The organism is Vibrio sp. D420a (assembly GCF_030248625.1).
In the GTDB taxonomy this organism is placed as follows: Bacteria; Pseudomonadota; Gammaproteobacteria; order Enterobacterales; family Vibrionaceae; genus Vibrio; species Vibrio fortis_A.
The window spans coordinates 399,621-419,550 of the sequence record NZ_JAHGAN010000002.1; the positions used below are offsets into that span (position 1 = coordinate 399,621).

At 43.5% G+C, this 19,930-nt stretch carries 12 protein-coding genes and 3 tRNA genes; 2 read left to right on the forward strand and 13 right to left on the reverse strand.

Annotated elements, in window-relative coordinates; all coding sequences use genetic code 11:
- Window positions 1–32 precede the first annotated feature (32 nt).
- From dld to KI743_RS02655, 3 genes are all read right to left on the reverse strand, one after another.
- The gene (gene dld, locus KI743_RS02645) at window positions 33–1,739 is read right to left on the reverse strand and encodes a D-lactate dehydrogenase (RefSeq protein WP_285464731.1); all 1,707 of its coding nucleotides are present in this window, start codon (window positions 1,737–1,739) and stop codon (window positions 33–35) included.
- Between the two features lie 332 nt (window positions 1,740–2,071).
- Entirely contained in the window at window positions 2,072–2,974 is a 903-nt protein-coding gene (locus KI743_RS02650; RefSeq protein ID WP_285464733.1) for a LysR family transcriptional regulator, read from the reverse strand.
- A gap of 149 nt (window positions 2,975–3,123) precedes the next feature.
- Window positions 3,124–3,197 (reverse strand) — tRNA-Cys (locus KI743_RS02655).
- 284 nt (window positions 3,198–3,481) lie between these two features.
- On the opposite strand from KI743_RS02655, the gene KI743_RS02660 reads away from it, so the two are divergent.
- Window positions 3,482–4,270 (forward strand): lipase, encoded by a 789-nt coding sequence (locus tag KI743_RS02660; protein WP_285464735.1) that lies wholly within the window; start codon window positions 3,482–3,484, stop codon window positions 4,268–4,270.
- A gap of 40 nt (window positions 4,271–4,310) precedes the next feature.
- Here KI743_RS02660 and KI743_RS02665 read toward each other — a convergent pair whose 3' ends face one another.
- From KI743_RS02665 to KI743_RS02675, 3 genes are all read right to left on the reverse strand, one after another.
- Window positions 4,311–4,820, reverse strand: a complete 510-nt coding sequence (locus KI743_RS02665) for a hypothetical protein (protein ID WP_285464737.1) — start codon at window positions 4,818–4,820, stop codon at window positions 4,311–4,313.
- Between the two features lie 209 nt (window positions 4,821–5,029).
- Window positions 5,030–5,103 (reverse strand) — tRNA-Cys (locus KI743_RS02670).
- A 53-nt stretch (window positions 5,104–5,156) separates the two neighbouring features.
- Window positions 5,157–5,243, reverse strand: a tRNA-Leu gene (locus KI743_RS02675).
- Window positions 5,244–5,930: 687 nt separating this feature from the next.
- Here KI743_RS02675 and KI743_RS02680 point away from each other — a divergent pair.
- Entirely contained in the window at window positions 5,931–8,510 is a 2,580-nt protein-coding gene (locus tag KI743_RS02680; protein WP_285464740.1) for a hypothetical protein, read from the forward strand.
- 102 nt (window positions 8,511–8,612) lie between these two features.
- Here the strand turns inward: KI743_RS02680 and KI743_RS02685 are convergent, their stop codons facing one another.
- The 7 genes from KI743_RS02685 to KI743_RS02715 all read right to left on the reverse strand — a co-directional run bounded on the left by KI743_RS02685 (window position 8,613) and on the right by KI743_RS02715 (window position 19,899).
- Window positions 8,613–11,300, reverse strand: a complete 2,688-nt coding sequence (locus KI743_RS02685; RefSeq protein ID WP_285464742.1) for an Ig-like domain-containing protein — start codon at window positions 11,298–11,300, stop codon at window positions 8,613–8,615.
- 758 nt (window positions 11,301–12,058) lie between these two features.
- A complete protein-coding gene (locus KI743_RS02690) occupies window positions 12,059–12,844 on the reverse strand; it encodes a thioredoxin domain-containing protein (RefSeq protein WP_285464744.1) in 786 nt (261 codons plus the stop codon).
- 554 nt (window positions 12,845–13,398) lie between these two features.
- Window positions 13,399–13,500, reverse strand: coding sequence for a cytochrome bd-I oxidase subunit CydX (cydX, locus tag KI743_RS02695; RefSeq protein ID WP_285464745.1), 102 nt, complete (start codon window positions 13,498–13,500; stop codon window positions 13,399–13,401).
- A gap of 8 nt (window positions 13,501–13,508) precedes the next feature.
- On the reverse strand, window positions 13,509–14,645 hold the full coding sequence (gene cydB, locus KI743_RS02700) for a cytochrome d ubiquinol oxidase subunit II (RefSeq protein ID WP_285464747.1): 1,137 nt from the start codon (window positions 14,643–14,645) through the stop codon (window positions 13,509–13,511).
- 11 nt (window positions 14,646–14,656) lie between these two features.
- Window positions 14,657–16,243, reverse strand: a complete 1,587-nt coding sequence (locus KI743_RS02705) for a cytochrome ubiquinol oxidase subunit I (protein ID WP_285464749.1) — start codon at window positions 16,241–16,243, stop codon at window positions 14,657–14,659.
- 142 nt (window positions 16,244–16,385) lie between these two features.
- Entirely contained in the window at window positions 16,386–17,816 is a 1,431-nt protein-coding gene (locus KI743_RS02710) for a PLP-dependent aminotransferase family protein (protein WP_285464751.1), read from the reverse strand.
- Between the two features lie 217 nt (window positions 17,817–18,033).
- Window positions 18,034–19,899, reverse strand: a complete 1,866-nt coding sequence (locus KI743_RS02715; RefSeq protein WP_285464753.1) for a methyl-accepting chemotaxis protein — start codon at window positions 19,897–19,899, stop codon at window positions 18,034–18,036.
- Window positions 19,900–19,930 lie beyond the last annotated feature (31 nt).

Sequence of the window (19,930 nt, forward strand, 5' to 3'; positions counted from 1 at the left end):
GGCTTTGTTTATTATGTTTCGGTTAAAGCTCGTTAGGCACAGCAGTTACAATTACGGCGATACTTGTCCATTTTACCGATACCTGGGTTAAAGGTATTGGTTGGATCGAGCTGATGGTAGAACTTCTGTAGTGAGTTTTCTGCTTCGTACAAGTGCCCTACGTTGTGCTCCGCTGGGTATTTCGCGCCACGGCTATTCAAGTGTTCTAACATCAATCGCTTCATGCGTTTTGTGTCTGTTCCCTTTTTGAAGATGTAATCTTGGTGGAAGACAAAACACATAAAGTGACCGTAATAGAGAGGCATCACAAGGTTATCTGTCACCTCTTGTGGCAGTGTTTCTAACCACTCCTCGTCGTTACGTCGTAACGCAATATCGAGTGCGACAATGTCCTCTACTTCATTTCGATGGATGGTTTCGTAACGAATCGCCGCTCCTGCTGCTGCAAAACGATTCAGGTACGCTTTCTTACCTTCTTCTGCGGTACACTCAAAGTAATCTTGGTCTGGTTCTGCTGCCCACACCTCTTTAAGGTATTTCTTAGCCTCATCAATACCGCCATCACTCATCTTTAAGATCAAGTGGTGCTCGTATTTGTCACGATAATCTAGCAACCTTTGTGGTAAATGTTGCGGGAACAATTTACTTGCATAGTACAAAATCGTATCTGGCAGATGTTTACTAACAAACGGGATTCGTTCTAAGGTATTTTCAACCTTGGCTTTTAAAGCAAACATCTTTGGTAAGTTGTCCGTACCAAGATGGTCGATGGATAGGAATACATCTTTGCCGTACTTCTCCGCCATATTAAAAATATCACGGTGCATGTACTCGCCCATTTCAGGCAGGTTCTCAAACTGAGTCAAAAAGTCTTTGCGTAGCTGAGTGAGTTTTGCCGGATCATTTGTACCAAGATAAAAGACCTGCTCTTTGTCAGGTACTGGGTAGCTATCAACACGAACTGCAAAAACACCAAGCTTACCGGCACAGCCGCTGGCTTCAAACAGTCGGCGATCATCCGCATTGAATCGTGAAGGAATGTCAGAGGTCACGTCTCTTACGCGCTCGTCATACTCTTTGTCAGAAGCCATGCGCTCATCATGAACCACTTTACTTGGGTCGAAGTTTCCGTCTTGAATGTTTTGCAAGATTTCTTCTGGCGTCTCGCCAAGACCATCAATGCCTAAATGGTTAACTAAATGAAGTTTGCCGTCTTTATCGACTTGAGCGAATATCGCAAGCTCAGTGTAGGCAGGGCCACGCTTCACTAGAGCGCCACCTGAGTTGTTCGCGATACCGCCAACCACTGTCGCACCTAAAGAAGAAGAACCGATAACAGAGTGTGGTGCGCGGTTAACCGTTTTTAGTGATTTTTCTAGGGAGTGTAAGCTCGCACCCGGTAGACAAACTGCTTGCTTGCCACCATCAAGAAGGTGGATCTGTTTCATTTTAGTGATATTGATAACGACAACATCGCGATCATAATCGTTACCGCTAGGTGCAGAACCTTCTGTTAAACCGGTTTTAGCAGCCTGCATAATGATGATGCAGTTAGCTTCGACACATTGCTTAATAACTTTCCACTGTTCTACCAAGGTATTTGGAAAGACAACGGCCAGTGCAGAGCCACCACCAGAGCGAAAGCCCGAACGGTAATACTTGGTTTTGATATCGTCGGTTAACACATTGTCATCACCCACGATTACCTTGAATTGATCAATCAGCTGCTTTTGTTTCATATCCATATCTCTAATTATTATGCCCAGCCACTATAAGCAGCCTGTTATACAGCGTCTACGCTGCTGATCTCGCCAACACTATCCAAAATTAAGCTTAATTGTAATAAAGCTAATATTTTCATTAAGTTAACTAAAACAAACTTCAAAATTTGAGCAAGAAACAGATTGTTTCTTTATGGAAACAATATCAAAACCAAACATTAACAGCTGCGTCACACATCCAGTTATTGCAAATGCGTGGCTTATATCGAGTAATATTCGAGATGTGAAGTGAGGTGCCAAGCATGAGATACCGAGCAGAAAAAGAACTAGAAACTTTGCTTAGACTTAGCCTAAAACTGATGGCTGCGCTTTTGAAACCCATGGTACAGGTGTTCAATAAAACGCTTCACCTTTTCAGGTTGCTGACGTGTATAAGAGTAAACCGCATAAATGCCTAAGCACTTGGCTGTTTGTCCTTGAAAAAGTTGGATTAAACGCCCCTGCTCTAAATCATCATGAATCAAGACTCTAGGTACGTAAATGATCCCTTGCCCTAACAAAGCCACATTTCTTAGTGCCGATGAATTATTGGTACACAGGTTACCATCAACTTTGACTTGGTAAAGTTCGTCGCCCGCTTTAAAGGCCCACTCTTTTGCCCCAGTCTCTTGGTAGGAGTACGCTAAACAGTTGTGTTTAACCAACTCTTGAGGGGAATCTGGTTTGCCATTTACGGCAAGATACTTAGGAGAAGCACACACGACCCAGTGCGCATCCACCAGCTTACGAGCAATCAGACTTGAGTCTGGCAGCACACCGGTTCGAATAGCAAGGTCGAAGCGATCGTTAACGATATCGACAAAACGATTGTCGAGATCCATGTCTATGTTGATGTCTGGGTAACGTTCGTTAAATTCAGCAATCACCTCCGGTAAAATGAGCTCACCAGAGATGGTCGGTACGGTAATCTTGATACTGCCAGACAAGCTTTGACCTAAGCCAACGATCGATTCTTCTGCTGTTGCAACAGCTTGATAAACGCGTTTTGCTTGTTCATAAAACGACTGGCCCGCTTCGCTAAGCTTAATACTGCGTGTCGTTCGATAGAGAAGTTGCACACCGAGATCTTGTTCTAACTTAGCAATGCGCTTGCTCACCACCGACTTAGTCAACTGCATCTGTTTTGCAGCGCCACTAAAAGAGCCTTGCTCAATTAAGTGATAAAAGATGATGTAATCGTCGGTACTTCTCATGGACTCTCGCAAGCTTGTTGATAACAAGGTAATTTTAGGTGCTTTTGATTAAAAAAGCTGACCCTAATCTCACACTTGTTCAGCTCGAAGCACAAAATTTAGATATAAAAAAAGCCAGCATAGCTGACCAATCTGATGTGATAATGAAATGGAGGCGCCTCCCGGAGTCGAACCGAGGTCCACGGATTTGCAATCCGCTGCATAGCCACTCTGCCAAGGCGCCTTTGAGCATTATTGTTATCTTAGGGAGCTTGTATAAAACCATCTCCTATGACAATCTTGCCGTGTTCTTACACTCTCTGTGCGAGAACGGGACGTACTATAGCGCCTATAAAAATTGAGTCAACCGTTACCTAAACTTTACTGTCTCGTTCGCTGACGCTTTGAACTATTCTTGAACAAAATAAGCGCACACAGCTTTTCAAGCTCAACTCTTAGTTTTAGTTTTCATGGATATTTCACAATTGCCCACTAAGGTAAGAAGTAAAGGGACGATTGGAATAAAGTTTGAAACCACTTAAAAGATACCAGTATGAAAGGTATGCCGTTTTATGCAATCTCGCCTACCCAAGAGTGTTCAAACAGACACGCTATGGCTTTGACCCAAACGGACAACGAATCATCAAAAATCAATTTGGTAAAACCATGATCCGAGTGCTGTGGAGTGAAGCGGAAACCGAGGTTATTGTGGTGCTTAAAGGCTCTCATAGCCTAAGTGATTGGCTGTTGAACTTCGCGTTATGGACAAGAAGCTGTAAATCCATTGGGCTCAACTACCGTATCCACGCGGGGTTTTATCATCTTCTGTTTCAAGAGAGTCAACCCAGTAGAAACGACGATACGCTCGGCGCTTCAGTCTTCGAACGTTTAGAAACAACACTCGCGCCACTCATCGAAAAAGGCAAGCGAGTTACCATCACCGGCCACTCTTCCGGTGGAGCGATTGGCTGCGTTTTCGCTGATTACCTGAATCACAGATACCCTAAGAGCATTAAACGTGTCGTGACGTTTGGCCAACCCGCAATTGGCAACTGGCAATTCAAGCAGCGCTATTCTCTTGATAAGAAGACCTACCGCATCTGTTGTGATTTAGACATCGTGACTTTCATGCCGCCGATTCCCCTTATCTATTGGCATGCAGGCAGAATGCTCTGGCTTTACAACGGTCGAATCTATGAGAACACCCCAACCCTAATTCGCTTTGGACGCTCACTGCTGAGCTGGGTGATTCGTCCCTTCTCGTATCACTTAATGAGTAAGTACATTCGCAACAAAGATTTTTTTGATCAGAGATAAATGCACGAATGCTCTACTCGAGTCTCAACTTTATCACTGCCTAACAGTTGATCGACGCGTAGTAGATATCTGACTGAGTAGTAAACTCAAACATGAATTGATACGTCTTGCCATGACTGTCTGACACGGAGATCATCAGTTGATTCGGCTGGTCAGTAAGCTGGAAAGCATTTGATGAGTACCAAGTGCGATACACTCCATCATGTAAGTACTTCGACGTTAAAGTCAGTGATTCAGATTCCTCATTTAATTGAACGTCATTACTGATAACGGCATTTAGCTTCAAATCGTCGCTGTCCTGTGAAGACTCTAATCCGAAGTTCACCATCAGTGTCTTTTCTGAGGACAAGCTAGGATAAACTCGTACTGTGATATTCCCGACGGCCTGCTCAAGAGCGTCATATTTCGCTTTATGATAACCACACCCAGAACTTGCTGTCTCTTCTTGTCCTGCTTGCACAATGGGCTTGTAGTAGTCTCGTGTTGTTGGATAAAGCACACAGCCAGTTAGCATGGTAATCAATGACACGGTGACGAGTTTTCTAAACATTCACTATTCCTTTTCTTGGCAACCAAACGATTATGAACAGTGTTTTATTGTAATGCTCGATTTAGTTACACACGCTTACAACCGAACCGTTTTGAAACGTGTTATTGGGTGTAGTTGCTTAAGGACGGATTCAATAGCTAGAAATAGCAAGATACGTTTACGGAAATTCAGACACAAAAAAACCAGCACTAGGCTGGTCTGTTGTAATTTGGAGGCGCCTCCCGGAGTCGAACCGAGGTCCACGGATTTGCAATCCGCTGCATAGCCACTCTGCCAAGGCGCCAAATTGTGCGAGTTTTAAGAGTTCGACTCTGTTCCCTCTTGCGAGTAAGTAGATGGTGCCCCGGGCCGGACTTGAACCGGCACAGCGCGAACGCCGAGGGATTTTAAATCCCTTGTGTCTACCAATTCCACCACCAGGGCAACGCAATCATGCGATGGCAACACCATCTCTCATCGGCCTGTGCCGCGAGAACGAGACGTACTTTAACGGATTGAGCTGTGAGATCAATATATATTTTATCTTTTTAATTCAATTGCTTAAAAAGCAGTCCCTGGCGAGCAAATCATATGCAATCAGCACAACTATTACTCCAATAACTTAGTCATAACTTAAGCTACACACCTTCTGTCACTCTCTATCTCTATAAACATCAATATCAATCATGTTGGGCTCACAAAGTGTTCACTTGTTAATATACCTTCCATTCGAGTGACACATTTTCTCTCCCACCCTAACCGATTGTTCCATCATTTGATTTTTGGGTATGGCTTCTAAACCACTCAACTCCAAGTTGACACTTTGTCCACGCATTGCGCTTTTTATTTAGTTTATAAAAAATAAAAATCCTTAAAATCAATAATATAAGTATTGGTTTGTTTTTTGCTCCGTAGTAAATAACGGCAAGCGTTCCAACATTAAAGTTTCATAACGCACTCTGTGGAGCAATTGTCACGAGACAGGGGAAAAAGCAGTTAATGTGTTCAATGATGCCAAAGTCCAGTGTTCGCATCATTGGATACTTATATCCCCTTTGATCAACTTTCAATGAAAGAAGGTAGATGATGGAACATTTAAATTACAACCGACATAAAAGGATATTCAACGTCATGTTGATAAGCGCTACTACCTTTTATGGCTTAACCATTGCTTCGCCTGCTAATGCATTGACGGAGCAACCTATTTATCCAGATCCAGCTAACTCAGCAAACAGTTGTATGGCAGATGCTTACTTCGATACTGGTGGCTCCGGTCTCAAAGGTAATTTAGGCGACGCTCTAAACTGTACTGCGAATGACGTAGAGATTACGCAGGTAATTCCACAAGAGATAATTCTCCCGGATGGCAGCAGTTCTGGGAATTTAACCTGTACCTTGGGAGAAACCTTTAAACTAAAAGCAGATATTCGCGTGCGAGCTAATGCAGCAGAACGTTGGGATACCACCTTTTATGTACCTCGAAAAGAGAACGTCGATCCAGACGTAATATATCAAGATGGAGAAGCATGTAGTGTCCTATTGCCAGTGCCGATTGGAACTAGCGGGTATGACCCTAGTTTTCTTGTTGCCCAGCAACTTGATGGAGACGCCTGTGGTGATATTAGAAAATCTGATTTAACTGCCGACGAGTACACCCTAAACGAGGCTGTTTTCGAAATCATCTGTGAAGATGACGACTTAGACGGACAAGCTGACTTCAACTACTGTGCGGCATGGGACAACATCGAACGCGATAACTGTTCTGAAGACGGAACTTACCCAGGTCAAGTTCCAAACAACAAATCGAAATGTAAATGTGACAACTTCAACATCCCGGTATTCATTAAACCGAATCCACCTACTGTGTTGAAATCAGTCGAGCCAGCTAGCAGTAATGAGCCAGCAGGTACATTCAAATATACTGTGACTATTACCAAGGCTGCAGGGTCTGCAGTTCAAATCACAAGCCTTGAAGATATCTATCGCTCAAGCACAGACGGTTCGATCTTAGAACAGTTCGATTTAACTGGTGGAGCAGACGACCAAGGTACGCTTAATCTGCTCGACTCTGGAGGTAACCTAAATACTTGTAAAACCCTCAGTTACCCAATCGTACTCACTGACGCGACTCCAAGTACCTCGTGTAGTTTTTACGTCCAGATAAATGACGAAGACCTTCCAGATGATCCTGCCCCAACCACAGCAAACGCTGCGGGACAGCCTGAAGAGCTTTATGAAAACTTCATTCGCTTTAGCGCTACCGATAACGAAGGTCGTGGCACTGTAATAGGTGATGACACTTGTGACCCTACCGATGGAGATGCCACAAACGATTCTGGTAACTGTTCAAATGTCGTCACAGTTAAAATGATCAATGTTGACCCAGCTGTCGAGATTACTAAAACCCCGATCAGTGGGCCTGGTTTACGTAATGTTGCTGGCGCTTGGTACATCGACAATGAAGGCCTTATTACCTATGAAGTTACAGTAACCAACTTGAGCACAGTTGACGCTGCGTGGGTGATTCAACTTATTGATGATAACGGGACACCAGGCAACTTGGCCGACGATATTGACCTATTGGCGGACGGCACAGGCACTCCAGCTTGTAGTACAGCTCCAGATAACCCTAATAGCGATACACCGTTAGCGAAAATGAACGGTTCCTTTACTTGTCAGTATACCGTCGATGTCACCGTTGCTGATGGCAGTACCTACACTAACACAGTGAAAGTCTACATCAATGACAACGAGGCTCGTGAAGCAAATGACATGGCCGTCGCGAGTGTGACTCGTGCCGAACCAATGATCTCTCTAATGAAGGATGTTGCTGTGTCTGTAGATGCGAACGTTCCGACACCCGCTATCGATTCAGGTTCGTTTATGCAATCTATCAACGTGGATGAACCTGGAGACGAAGTCGTTTACCGATTCACCATGACTAATGCGAATGCAGTAACCAAAGAAGACTTGACCGTAATTTCTTTGACCGATGACGTGCTGTTTAGCAGCGTGAGAGCAAGTGCATCTTCAACTCAACGAAGCGATGAGTGTTCATTCCCTCAAGTGGTTGCGTACGGCACGCCTTACGTATGTACCTTAGTCGCTGATGTAACGGGTAATGGTTCAAACGATCCAGACACCGTTTTCGATGATACGTTCTTGCTAAATACGGCGTTCGTGACCGCCAAACGCGATCCGAATGATCCAAATGAACCTGAGACCAAATCGAACGAAGATACAGCTCAAGTTAACTTCGATGATGTGCTTCCACAATTTGAAGCTAATTTCGGTTTCCATGCGAGCATATTTGTAAAACTAACCAATAGCAGTACCTTTGAAGACATAACCTTACGCAAAATGTCGATCCGCGGAGTGAATATCCCTGACTCTGACAACCCTGGCGATGTTGATGCAGGTACATTGTTCAGAATCTTCGACGACTCGGGTACGAGCATAGAGGGTGTACTTGACTCTGCATTCCAACAACTGTTGGATGGTTACTGTAATGTTGGACAAACGATTCCTGCTGGTGAAACCTATGCTTGTTTCGTTCGTGTTCAACTGTTCAATGCTCTTGGCATATTCGACACCTTTAACGCATCTGGTGCAGCTGACGGTGTTGTTATAGAAGTACTTGATGATGACGGTAGTATTCGAGCTGCTGAGGTCGAAGTGACGGTTCAAACTCAAGATGTCATTCAGCCTTAATGTTTGAAGACACTATAAATCACTAAGACTCACCTAAAACGAAACGCCAGTCATTTCTGACTGGCGTTTTTATTATCGAAAGCGCGGTGAGCCGCTATATTCTTACTTATTTTTTCCTTTACCTTTACTACCTGTAGAGGTGTCCGAATCAGAGCTATCAAAACCAATACTCACCGACGCAGAAGCGGTGTTCACACCATCACTAATAGTGTAACTAAAACTATCGCTGCCCTTGAAGTTTTTCGCTGGCGAATAATACAACTGGCCATTAGATGTAGTTTGAACCGTTCCTTTCGAACCTTGGGTCACAGAGATAACCTTTAGCGTATCGTTCTCAGGATCACTGTCATTCATCAGTACGTCGATAGTCACTGGAGCTTTGGATGTTAGTGTCACCGTATCATTTATAGCGATGGGTGCGCCATTTTCCATCACCGGAGATACAATACTCACACTCACGACTTGGTCAGTATTCAAGTTTAAATCCGCAGAATGTACCGCATAGATTGAAACGCCATAAATACCATCAATGGCTTCCGGGCTCGAGGTAAAATTCATCGTAATTGATTGGGTTTCACCAGGTATCAAAGTAACAGAACCACTGTTCGCGCTCCATCCACTTGGGACATCTGCCGATATCGTGACATTAGCAGCGTCACAAGTTGTGCTATCTTGACTGGTGACCGTCGCTGTATAGCTTACCGTACTGCCTGGCTCAAAATCCCCGTTTTGGTTAGTAGACAGGATGAGAGATGGCGCCGACAACAAGCAAGCTTCTAACGCGGATTCAACCACATAGTTTGCTGTCGTGCTCGCCTTATAACTACTATCACTAACATTTTCCACGTTGAATGTAATCACATAGCTTCCATCTACCGCAGCTTGATCCGAGGTTACATCAACGTAGACTGTATCACTCATGCCCGGAGACAAATTTAGCTCAGATACCGTTGTATCCCATCCATTTGAAGCACTTGCCTCAATAATGAAGTTCGATGTTGCGCATCCTTGTTCATCATTGTTAGTTACCGTAACGGAATAACCCACTGTGCTACCAGGCTCTACGCCTTTTTCTTGAGTGGAAACAACAGCAATACTTGGTGTGCTTGGCACACACACTGGCTCCGCAAAGCTAACATGGACACTGGCACCTGTACTATCAGCCCATTCGGTCGTAATACTAATACCCGCTTCAATATCCTCATACGTATTTCCGGCTACCAAAGCCGCATCAATAAGGTCTGAGTTCTCACTATCAGGCGTCATATCAAGTAGTTGAACACTACTAAGATCATCTCCAGTCACAGCGTGGAAGACAACCCCATCCGTTATTCCAGTTTGCCCTTCAAGAAAACTATCGAAACCAATAGGTTGACGATATTCAATGTAGTACCACAGAGGTTGTCCTGACGCCTCATCAGTTCCGCGTTTTATCCTTAGGCCTTTCGCCGCACCTGCTGGTGCCGTTTCATAGGGCTCCAAAGAGTAACTGCCACTATTGGTAACCGTAACGACCTCTTGTTCTGACGGTTTAATCCAGCCCAATTGTTCTTTATTAAAAGCATTAAAATGACCGTTGGATGTCCCCATAATGTCCAGTGTGTCACCGTATGAATAGTTGTAACACGTACCACCAACGGTATTTTTGCCGCACTCAAGTGCTTGAGCATGATGGAGACCAAAGTTGTGACCTAATTCGTGGCCAATCGTGTTCAATCGAAATGCACCATTAATCCACGCTCTAGAAGGGTTGCCACCAACAGTACCCATACCAGACCAACCACAGTTATCTACTTTTGGGTAAATATAGACCTTACGTAAGTAGCTAGACGTATCAATACCATCTGCTTCCGCTGCGGCGTTGATGTAACTTTCAAAGCCATTGTAATCACAACTGCTATTGAGCGGCAACGTGTAGTAACCGCGCACATCACCACTCAACCAGGTTTGACCGAAAGAGTTCTCTTTAACGAAGTCGTTAACCTTCCCAAAAATCATGTCTTGAACTTGATCAATAGTCCATGGTTGTTGTGGATTGTCCTGAAAATTAACTAGAAGCACTAACGTGCGCTGATCGCCAAAAGTATTTGATAGTGTGGCTGAACTAGTAACTGTAGCTGTTGTGGTGCTGTCTTGCGCTAAAATAGCTAGACCATCCACCTCATCGCTTACTACGAAAGCATCAGACTTATCAGCTACATTGCTGAACTTCCAACCACGTACACGCACTTTTGTACCCGATCGAATAGTGTTGAATCTTGACTGGAAAGAACCGTAAACCTCAACAAAGCCCAGTGAAGTATTTAGTACGTGTCGAAGACGGCTCTTACTGTGATCTTCGTAATCTTCGTAAAAGACTTCAAATTCGCCCTCTAGCGTTTGCTCCAGCTCAAGCATGGCTTGGACTTTTTCAGGCATACCTTTACGAGTTTTTGTATTCAAAGCAACTTTAGCTACTGCACTCGGTTCTAGCTCAAGCAGCTCAGAGATCAACGCTTGACGATCGTGGGCAAGTGAAATCATTTGCTCTAAATAGAGGCGTTTATTGTCCGCCGATCCACCACGATAACCAATCATAGCTTGCTTTAATTTGTCGGTATTATCTTGGGCTTGACGGAATTTTTGTTTAACAGTAGACGAAACCGTTTTTTCTTGTTGAATCAGATAGCTATGCGGAACATGTTGCGAATTATCCGCCGCACTGGATGAAAAAGATATGAGGCCAATAACAGCCATTATTGATAGTTTAAACGTACTGGAAGTAACGGTATTAAAATGGGTATTAAACATACTTAATATCTTATGTATTTTATCTTTGGTCATAATTTTTGCGCAGCAGAGGTCCGCGGTCGTGACGATCGCTAAATAAATCATGGGCGCAAGTAGTTAACCTAAACGCATGAATTTAAATTCATTTCGATGAGGCTACAAACGTTACGGGTGAGTAATAAACACTAAAATTAGAATTAAAAGGCATCTAGAATTTAGTCAAAACTGTGCCGTGCCTTTTAACAAACGTTAAAAAACTAGAAATCTAAAATAGTCATTTATCATTTAAGTTAAACTTGTATTAGCAACACAAGATAAATCATTGAATCGTATGCAATAAATCCATCCCTCCTCTATATTTACAACCCAAGTTGATTTTTAAAAATAACATCCTACAAACGCAGAGGTTAAATTTCAACCAAAAATAATTCATTTTCACAGTGAGATCACTCAATATCATTTAAAACATGAATATAAATATCAATTTAAATTACAAAGTAAAGCTCCCGTTATAATATAAACACAGTTGAATAAAAAACTGTCACTTTAATATAGACATGATACAAGTGAATGAAAAACAACAATTTTAATTAATAAAGAGCCAGTTATCATTGTTCTATGGAGAAAAATATATGTGCATAGTCACATTTCAACGTTATAACCATAAACCTAGTTCTCAGATCCCAGCTAAAGAAAATCCTAAGGTTAGAAACTCGGTAGTCTTAGATATAATAAAAGGCAACTCACATAAGTTGCCTTATAAAATCATGAAAACGTTATTATTTTTTGTCGTCATTCGCTAACTGATCAAATATTGACTCAAAAACCTCATACCTTTGTGCACCTACCACTATTTGTGGTTCTATAAGTTGATCATTTTCAATGCGACCAATTAAGAAACTTGGTGTACCGCGAATACCTAAAGATCTTCCCAACGTCAGATCTCGCTCAACTTTGCTTGCAATAGACTTATCTATCAAGCACTTATTAAAATCATCGATATTTAAAGACAAATCTGCTGCAGCTTGTTGATAGAACTCGTTGCCCAAGTTTTTCATGTTTTCAAACAGCATGTCACGCATTGGCCAATAGGCATTCTGTTGAAAACTGCACATCGCTGCAATCGCTGCACCCTTAGCCTTAGAATGAAAACTCAACGGGAAGTCTCTCGCTATATATTGAACCTTTCCGTTATCAATATAATTGTCTTTGAGCTGTAAAAAAGCAGTTTCCTTGAATCGTTTGCAATAAGGACATTGAAAATCAGAGAATTCAATAATTGCAATCTGTGCATCTTTACTTCCAAGAAATGGAAGCGTGCCACCTTCAGTAAAGTTTGGTTGGTTTGGCAAAGATGGTGGTTCTTTCTTAGGAGGGTTAAATGCCAAATTTTTCATTTCTTTTACTTCATCTTCTATCTTACCTACTTCTTCTGTTAGTTGTTGAATCTCCTGCTTTAATAATTCAATTTCTGATTTTAGCTTATCTTCTTCGTCCGACTGACACCCAGTTAAGAGCTGAAGAAATACTAAAGGTATGACGATTTTTACAGCTTGTATAAACATATCACATCCTCACTATGAACAAGCATGAATATTAAATTCATACTTTTATTTCATTAGTTAAAAGATTTGCTGAGGTGCAGTGGAGAGAATAAGTCCGTTCCATAAATAGTAAATACTTTAATTATCATTAATAACAACAAGCTATAGAGTTGTCATACAATCCAGATATCAATCATTTAAAATAACTATGAACACTGACGAAAAAACAGCAATATCTTTCATAATGATAAAAAGTATTGTAAAAGACCTTATATAAGTCAATTCGGCTAACATTGTGGTTAAGATAAATACTCACATTATTTTCATTTAAATCAATGTGAGATAAGAATATGTATTTAAAGTAATATTTTTCTAAATAAGATTCATTGTTACGAAAAACGCTTTTTTAACACAACACTTTGTTTTACAAACCGATAGGGGAAAATCAGAAAATATGCTGTCTGATCGGCCCCCATATAGAGTCATCACCCCGTGACCAAAGCTCGGTGTGTCGTTTAATACTTAAAAACAATGGAGCCGGCATACATATCTAATGTAAATTCAGCTCAAGCGCATCACTCACTGTTGTTTTCGATCTGCTTCTCTAACCCAACCAGATTTAAAACGGTGAATGCTGACGCTAACATCAGACCCAAAATCCAAACAAAGTACCACATAGTGCCTCCTAGTAGAGTGAATGACTATTTCGTTCAACATATTGGTTATCGAGTCTGCCGCGCATGGTGCGATAACTAAATGCCGTGTAACCAAGAATGATTGGAACCATAACAAAGGCAACGCCCGTCATGATATTGAGTGTCAGCTCACTTGAAGTCGCATCCCATAGCGTTAGGCTATGATTGGTATTGAAGCTCGATGGCACAATAAACGGAAACATAGTGAAACCGGCCGTTAATACAATTGAGGCACTGGTTAAGCTAGAGCTGACAAATGCCATCAGGTCTTTCGATAGCCTGATACAGAAGAACGTCATAACAGGAAACGCGACACTGCCAATAGGTGCAAACCACATCCAAGTGTAGGTCTCGAAGTTACTCAACCATAACCCAGCCCCCGCAATTACCGTCTTGTTTAGAGGGTTTGACTCACCATTATGATCAAGCAAACCAACCACTTGATAGCCCATAAGCTCATCAAGCACAATCCCACCTATCACCATCAAGATGAATACTGCCCATGCACTCATTTGGCCAACAGTACGCGCTTTACCATAGATAGTGTGCTTAGTCTTCAACAACAGCCAAGTGCTCCCCTGCAATAGTGACATTGTCACGGCCACAATACCACTCAGTAAACTAAAAGGGTTAATCAAGTCCAAAAAGCTTCCGTGATAAGTCACCATTAGTAAGCTGTTTAATGAGAAAGGTATCCCTTGTAATAGGTTACCGAAAGCAACACCGAACAACAGTGCTGGGAATACACCAGCAAATGCAATCGCGTAGTCACACACATCTTTCCATTGTTGGCTTTCTACTTTGGCGCGATACTCAAGTGCGAGCGGACGTAGCCACAAACCAATCAAAACTAAGTACATAGCGATGTACAGGCTCGAAAATACTGTCGAGTAAACTAAAGGCCATGCCGCAAACAACGCACCACCTGCCGTTATCAGCCACACTTGGTTACCGTCCCAATGCGGTGCAATGGAGTTAATCATCACGCGTCGCTCTGTGTCGGTTTTACCAATTATAGGTAATAAAGCACCAACACCTATATCGAACCCATCGGTGATCATAAAGCCAATCAACAACACACCGATCAGCACCCACCAGATAATTTTTAACGTTTCATATTCAAACATAACGACTCCATTTATTGTTGTGCTTGCAGTGCCAATTTGGCTTCAACTGAGTGATCACCTTGCTCATAGTGATAGCGACCTGTCTTTAAACTGCTTGGGCCTTTGCGCGCGACTTTCACCATCAAATAACTTTCTACAATGATGAAGACCGTATAGAGCGCCATGATCAATGCTAAGGTGAGAAGGACATCTTCAGCAGTTTGATGCGAAGCCGCCATGCTAACTGGCAGCACTTCCCCTACCGCCCAAGGCTGTCGGCCATACTCTGCAACGAACCAACCGGCTTCAATGGCAATCCAAGGCAGAGGAATCGACCACAAGGCCGCTTTAAGAACCCAAGGTTTCGCTGTGAATTTTTTACGGTAGGTTTGAAGGAAAGCAGCACCGAACACAATCAACATGACCACACCGCAGCCAACCATGATGCGGAATGACCAAAACAGTGGCCAAACGGTTGGAATGGAGTCGTCTGCCGCCATTTGGATTTGATGTTCGGTCGCGTCAGTGACCCTATCGGTGTAGCGCTTAAGCAGTAAGCCATAACCGAGATCATGCTTAACTTCATCAAACGCTTCTGTTGTTACATTTGAGTTATCGCCGCCACGCAAGCGTTCCAGCAAATCATAAGCAATCATGCCGTTGCGGATACGATCAATATGTTGCTCTCGAAGATCATGGAGCCCTGTTACTTGTTCATCCAGTGAGCGTGTGGCGATGATTCCCATCAGATATGGGATTTTCACCGCATAATCGGTTTCGCCTTTCTCTTGGTTAGGTAAGCCAAAAAGAGTGAATGCGGCAGGCGCTGGCTCGGTGTGCCATTCAGCTTCAATAGCGGCCAGTTTCACCTTCTGAACATCACCCAGTTCATAGCCTGACTCATCTCCGAGTACCAGAACCGAGATAATTGATGCCATGCCAAAACAAGACGCAACAGCGAATGAGCGCTTGGCGAACTCAACGTCTCGCCCTTTCAGCAAGTAATACCCACTCACGCCGAGAATGAACATTGCACCGCAGGTATAAGCTGATGACACGGTATGTAGAAACTTCACTTGTGCCACAGGGTTGAGTACGACTTCAGCGAAACTGGTCATCTCCATTCGCATGGTTTGATAGTTAAACTCCGACCCAATCGGGTTTTGCATCCAACCATTGGCGACCAAGATCCATAACGCCGAAAAACTCGATCCCAGAGCCACTAACCATGTAACCACAAGGTGTTGGCGTGCAGACAAGCGTTCCCAACCAAAGAAAAATAGCCCAACAAACGTCGACTCTAAGAAAAATGCCACCAGCGCTTCAATGGCAAGAGGCGCACCAAAAATGTCGCCGACATAATGAGAATAGTAAGACCAATTGGTACCAAACTGGAACTCCATCGTCAGGCCAGTTGTCACTCCTAACGCAAAGTTGATTCCGAAAAGTTTGCCCCAGAAGCGAGTCATGTCTTGGTAGATTTTGTTTCCTGTTAGCACATAGATAGACTCCATAATGGCTAACAAGCACGACATACCAATGGTTAGAGGGACGAAAAGGAAATGGAACATTGCCGTCAACGCAAACTGCAAGCGCGATAATTCAACAACATCAAACATTAAAGCTCCAAACATCATAATGATGACTTTCATACATAAGTTGGAGCGTATTTCAGCACAGTTCTCTCGAACCAAACTAGAACAGATCAGAGACTAAAAAATAGAACAGATTGGAAAATTCGTAACAGATAAGGTGCAGAGTTCAGACTGACTCTCGCTTGTCGTTACTTAACTCGCTAACTAACTCTCCTAAGGTTTTTATCGCCTGCGTTATCTTGTCGTCGCAAGCATAAGAGCTATTGAGTCGGATATGGTGATTAAAACGTTTATCACCGCTAAAGATGATTCCGGGAGCAACAGAAATATTGTGCTCGAGCGCTTTATCGTAAAGCGTTTCAACGCAAACATTCTTCGGTAGCTCAATCCAAATAAAGTACCCGCCCTGCGTTTGATGAATGACTGTGTCTGAGGGCAAACAGTCGGTAAGCAAACTGATGTGATTCTGCTTGCGCTCATGGAGTATCTTTCGCAGCTTCTTGAGGTGGTTATCGTAGCTGTAATACGTCAGATAATGGGACAGTGCTAATTGAATTGGGATACTGCTCGATAATGTCGCGAGATGCTGTAAACGTTGGATCTTGAGCGTTTGTTGGCCAGCAACAAGCCAGCCAATACGAAAGCCGGGCGAGAGTGACTTGGAAAACGATCCGCACAACAAGATATTTTCATTCTTATCATAAGCTTTCGCTGGCAGACTCGAATCGCTGCCCACGAATAACTCTCGATACACATCGTCTTCGATCATGGGCACATTATGATGATTCACCAGCTTAGCAAGGCGCTGTTTGTTTTCGCTGCTCATTGAGTACCCTACTGGGTTTTGAGCCGCCGTCATAAACCAACACGCTTTAATATCCATGGATGAGAATACTGAAGAGAGCACATCAAGGTCGATCCCAGTATCTGGATCTGTTGGGATCTCTACCGCCGTTAGGTTTAATCGCTCTATGGTTTGAAGTACGCCATAAAAGGCGGGGTATTCTATGGCAACCAAATCACCCGGTTCAGTGCAAGATTGCAAACACAAACTCAACGCCTCCATTGCCCCAGAGGTAATGACGATATCGTCCGGTAGAACATTAAGCCCATTCACCTGATAACGCTGCGCAATTTGTCTTCTTAAGGTCTGATTACCAGGTGGCAAGTTGGTCAGCATGCTATTGTCCGGCATTTGACGACTGGCACTAGCGAGGCTTCGCGACAAGGCTTGGTGAGGAAACAAAGACGGATCTGGGAAAGCAGAACTGAGTGGGATAATGCTTGGGTCTTTGGCCTTTTGAAGTACGTCATAAAGCAGGTCACTGATTCGCACTGAGTAAGGCGTGATGGCTTTTGAGTTGCTCTCACTCCCCGTCTGTACGTTTCGACGAGGTAACACAAAATAGCCTGACTTTGGCTTAGCATAGATATAGCCGGCAGCTTCAAGCTGTTGGTATGCTTGGAGTACCGTCTCGATACTCAGTTTATAGCGCTTACATGCATTTCTGATCGATGGCAGTTTCTCACCACTCAACCAGATATTGTGCTCAATTTGATTCTTTAGTTTCTCTGCTAATACCTGAGACTTTTTCATGCGCTTCTTTCAAAAGACTTAATGATTTGGCAATAAGGTTACTGCAAGAGAAGCAGATAGCAAGAAATACAGATGCTTAGCGTTTTATGCTTATTTTTTTTGCTTATAGTTGGCGGAGTGAAGTCTTAACTGCAAGTTACAGTGCGGGCTAAAAACGAAAAAGCACAAACTCGACGGCCTGTGCTTGATTTATTGTGTTACTAAAATCCGTTGATCTTTATAACTTGAAGCGACTCAGCTCTTGCTTAAGGTCGTTGGCTAACTGATTGAGCTGGTCAGCTTGAACAACAGCATCGGAAGCGTCTACGGCCATTACATCACTCACCTCACGCACCGATTCAGTATTAGTGTTGATTTCAGCGGTTACTAACGATTGCTCTTCCGCAGCCGAGGCAATTTGTGTCGCCATATCGCTGATCACCTGAATCGCTTCACGGATCTGCTCTAAGCTTTCACCCGCTAAGTTAACGTCATTCACACTGGTGCGCGCCATATCATGGCTCTGGTTCATCACTTTAACTGCACCATTAGTTGCTTGTTGAAGTCGTTTTATCTTGTCTTCAATCTCTTCCGTCGATGCGTGTGTTCTTTGCGACAATACGCGCACCTCATCAGCAACAACGGCAAAGCCTCGGCCTTGCTCACCGGCACGCGCGGCTTCAATCGCAGCATTAAGTGCCAGTAGGTTGGTCTGCTCGGCAATCTCTCGAATCGTTGCCAGAATCGTCGCGATTTGTTGACCATGCTCTTCAAGTTCGCTGATAATGGATACAGCACCAGTTAACTCATTAGCCAACTCATTGATTGAGGCTTGGCTTTTCTCCATTTGCTGGAAGCCTTGCTCGCTCAACTCTACTGAGTGAGTCGCGCTCTTAGCGGTATTATCTGCGTTAGATGCAATCTCTGACGTTGCTGTCGCCATTTCAGTTACCGCTGTTGCAACCATAGTGATTTCATCTTGCTGCTTGCCAACGCTCTCACTTCGCTTCATCGCACTTTGGTTGGCGTGTTCTGCACCATGGGTCATTGCTGAGGACACGTTATTCACGTTTTTCATCATCTCGTGGAGACGATCAATGAAGGTATTGAACTTATCAGCCAATTGCCCCACTTCATCATGACTAGATACTGTCAGCCTGCGTGTTAAATCCCCTTCGCCCTCTGCGATGTCTGCCAGCGCTTCACCGACTCGACCCAACTCGACAAGTTGGCGAGCAACAAACCATGAGGTCGCGATAGCCATCACGATAAGTACAATCAAACCCGTCGTGACTTGGTTTATTAACATGGTGAATAGCGGTTGTTCCAATACCTCTTTATTCATCTCAATCACAAGCATCCAATCAGTATTCTTGATTGGCTCCGCCATGATCACTTTCTCTACGCCGTCGACATCTGCGTAAAGCGTCGTTAAGTTCGTAGCTGCTGAGTTTAAGCTCGCGACATTGAGCTCGGGCGCAATATCAGTGATCTTCTTGAGGATGAAGTCTTTGTTACTGTGCGCAACCACTGTGCCTTGAGTGTCGATCAAAATAGCGCGACCATCACCCGGTACTGGAATCGCCAATACGTCTTGAATCAACTTATCTAAAGCGAGGTTAGACGCTGCTACCCCAACGATTTGACCATTTTCAAACACAGGATCCGTCAGGGTAACCACCAAGGTTTGCATGGTGACGCTCACGTAAGGTTTGGTGGTAATGGCTCTGTTCGCCGCCAACGTCTCTTTGTACCAACCGCGAACGCGTGGGTCATAACCGGGTTTATTCAAAGAAGGATCATGACGGAACATTTCACCATCTTTGTTTCCAAAATAACTGAGGCCAAATCCACCTGACACCAAGGTTTGGCGCAAGTGAGGCACCACATCCAAATCTGGGTTCAATGAGATTTGTTGTTGTAATCCGTTTACTGCTTGTTTCTTGTCGTGAAACCAATCACTAATGCCTTTGGCATGAGCATGGAGCGTATTTCGGCTTTCACTCTCGATCGCTTGCCAGCTATTGGTTTGAAACGTTTTGTAGCCAATGAAAAGTAAAATGGCAGATGTCACCGCAATCGCCAAAACCACAGAGGAAACCATTTTCCTCTTTAGACTAAATTGCATAATTTAG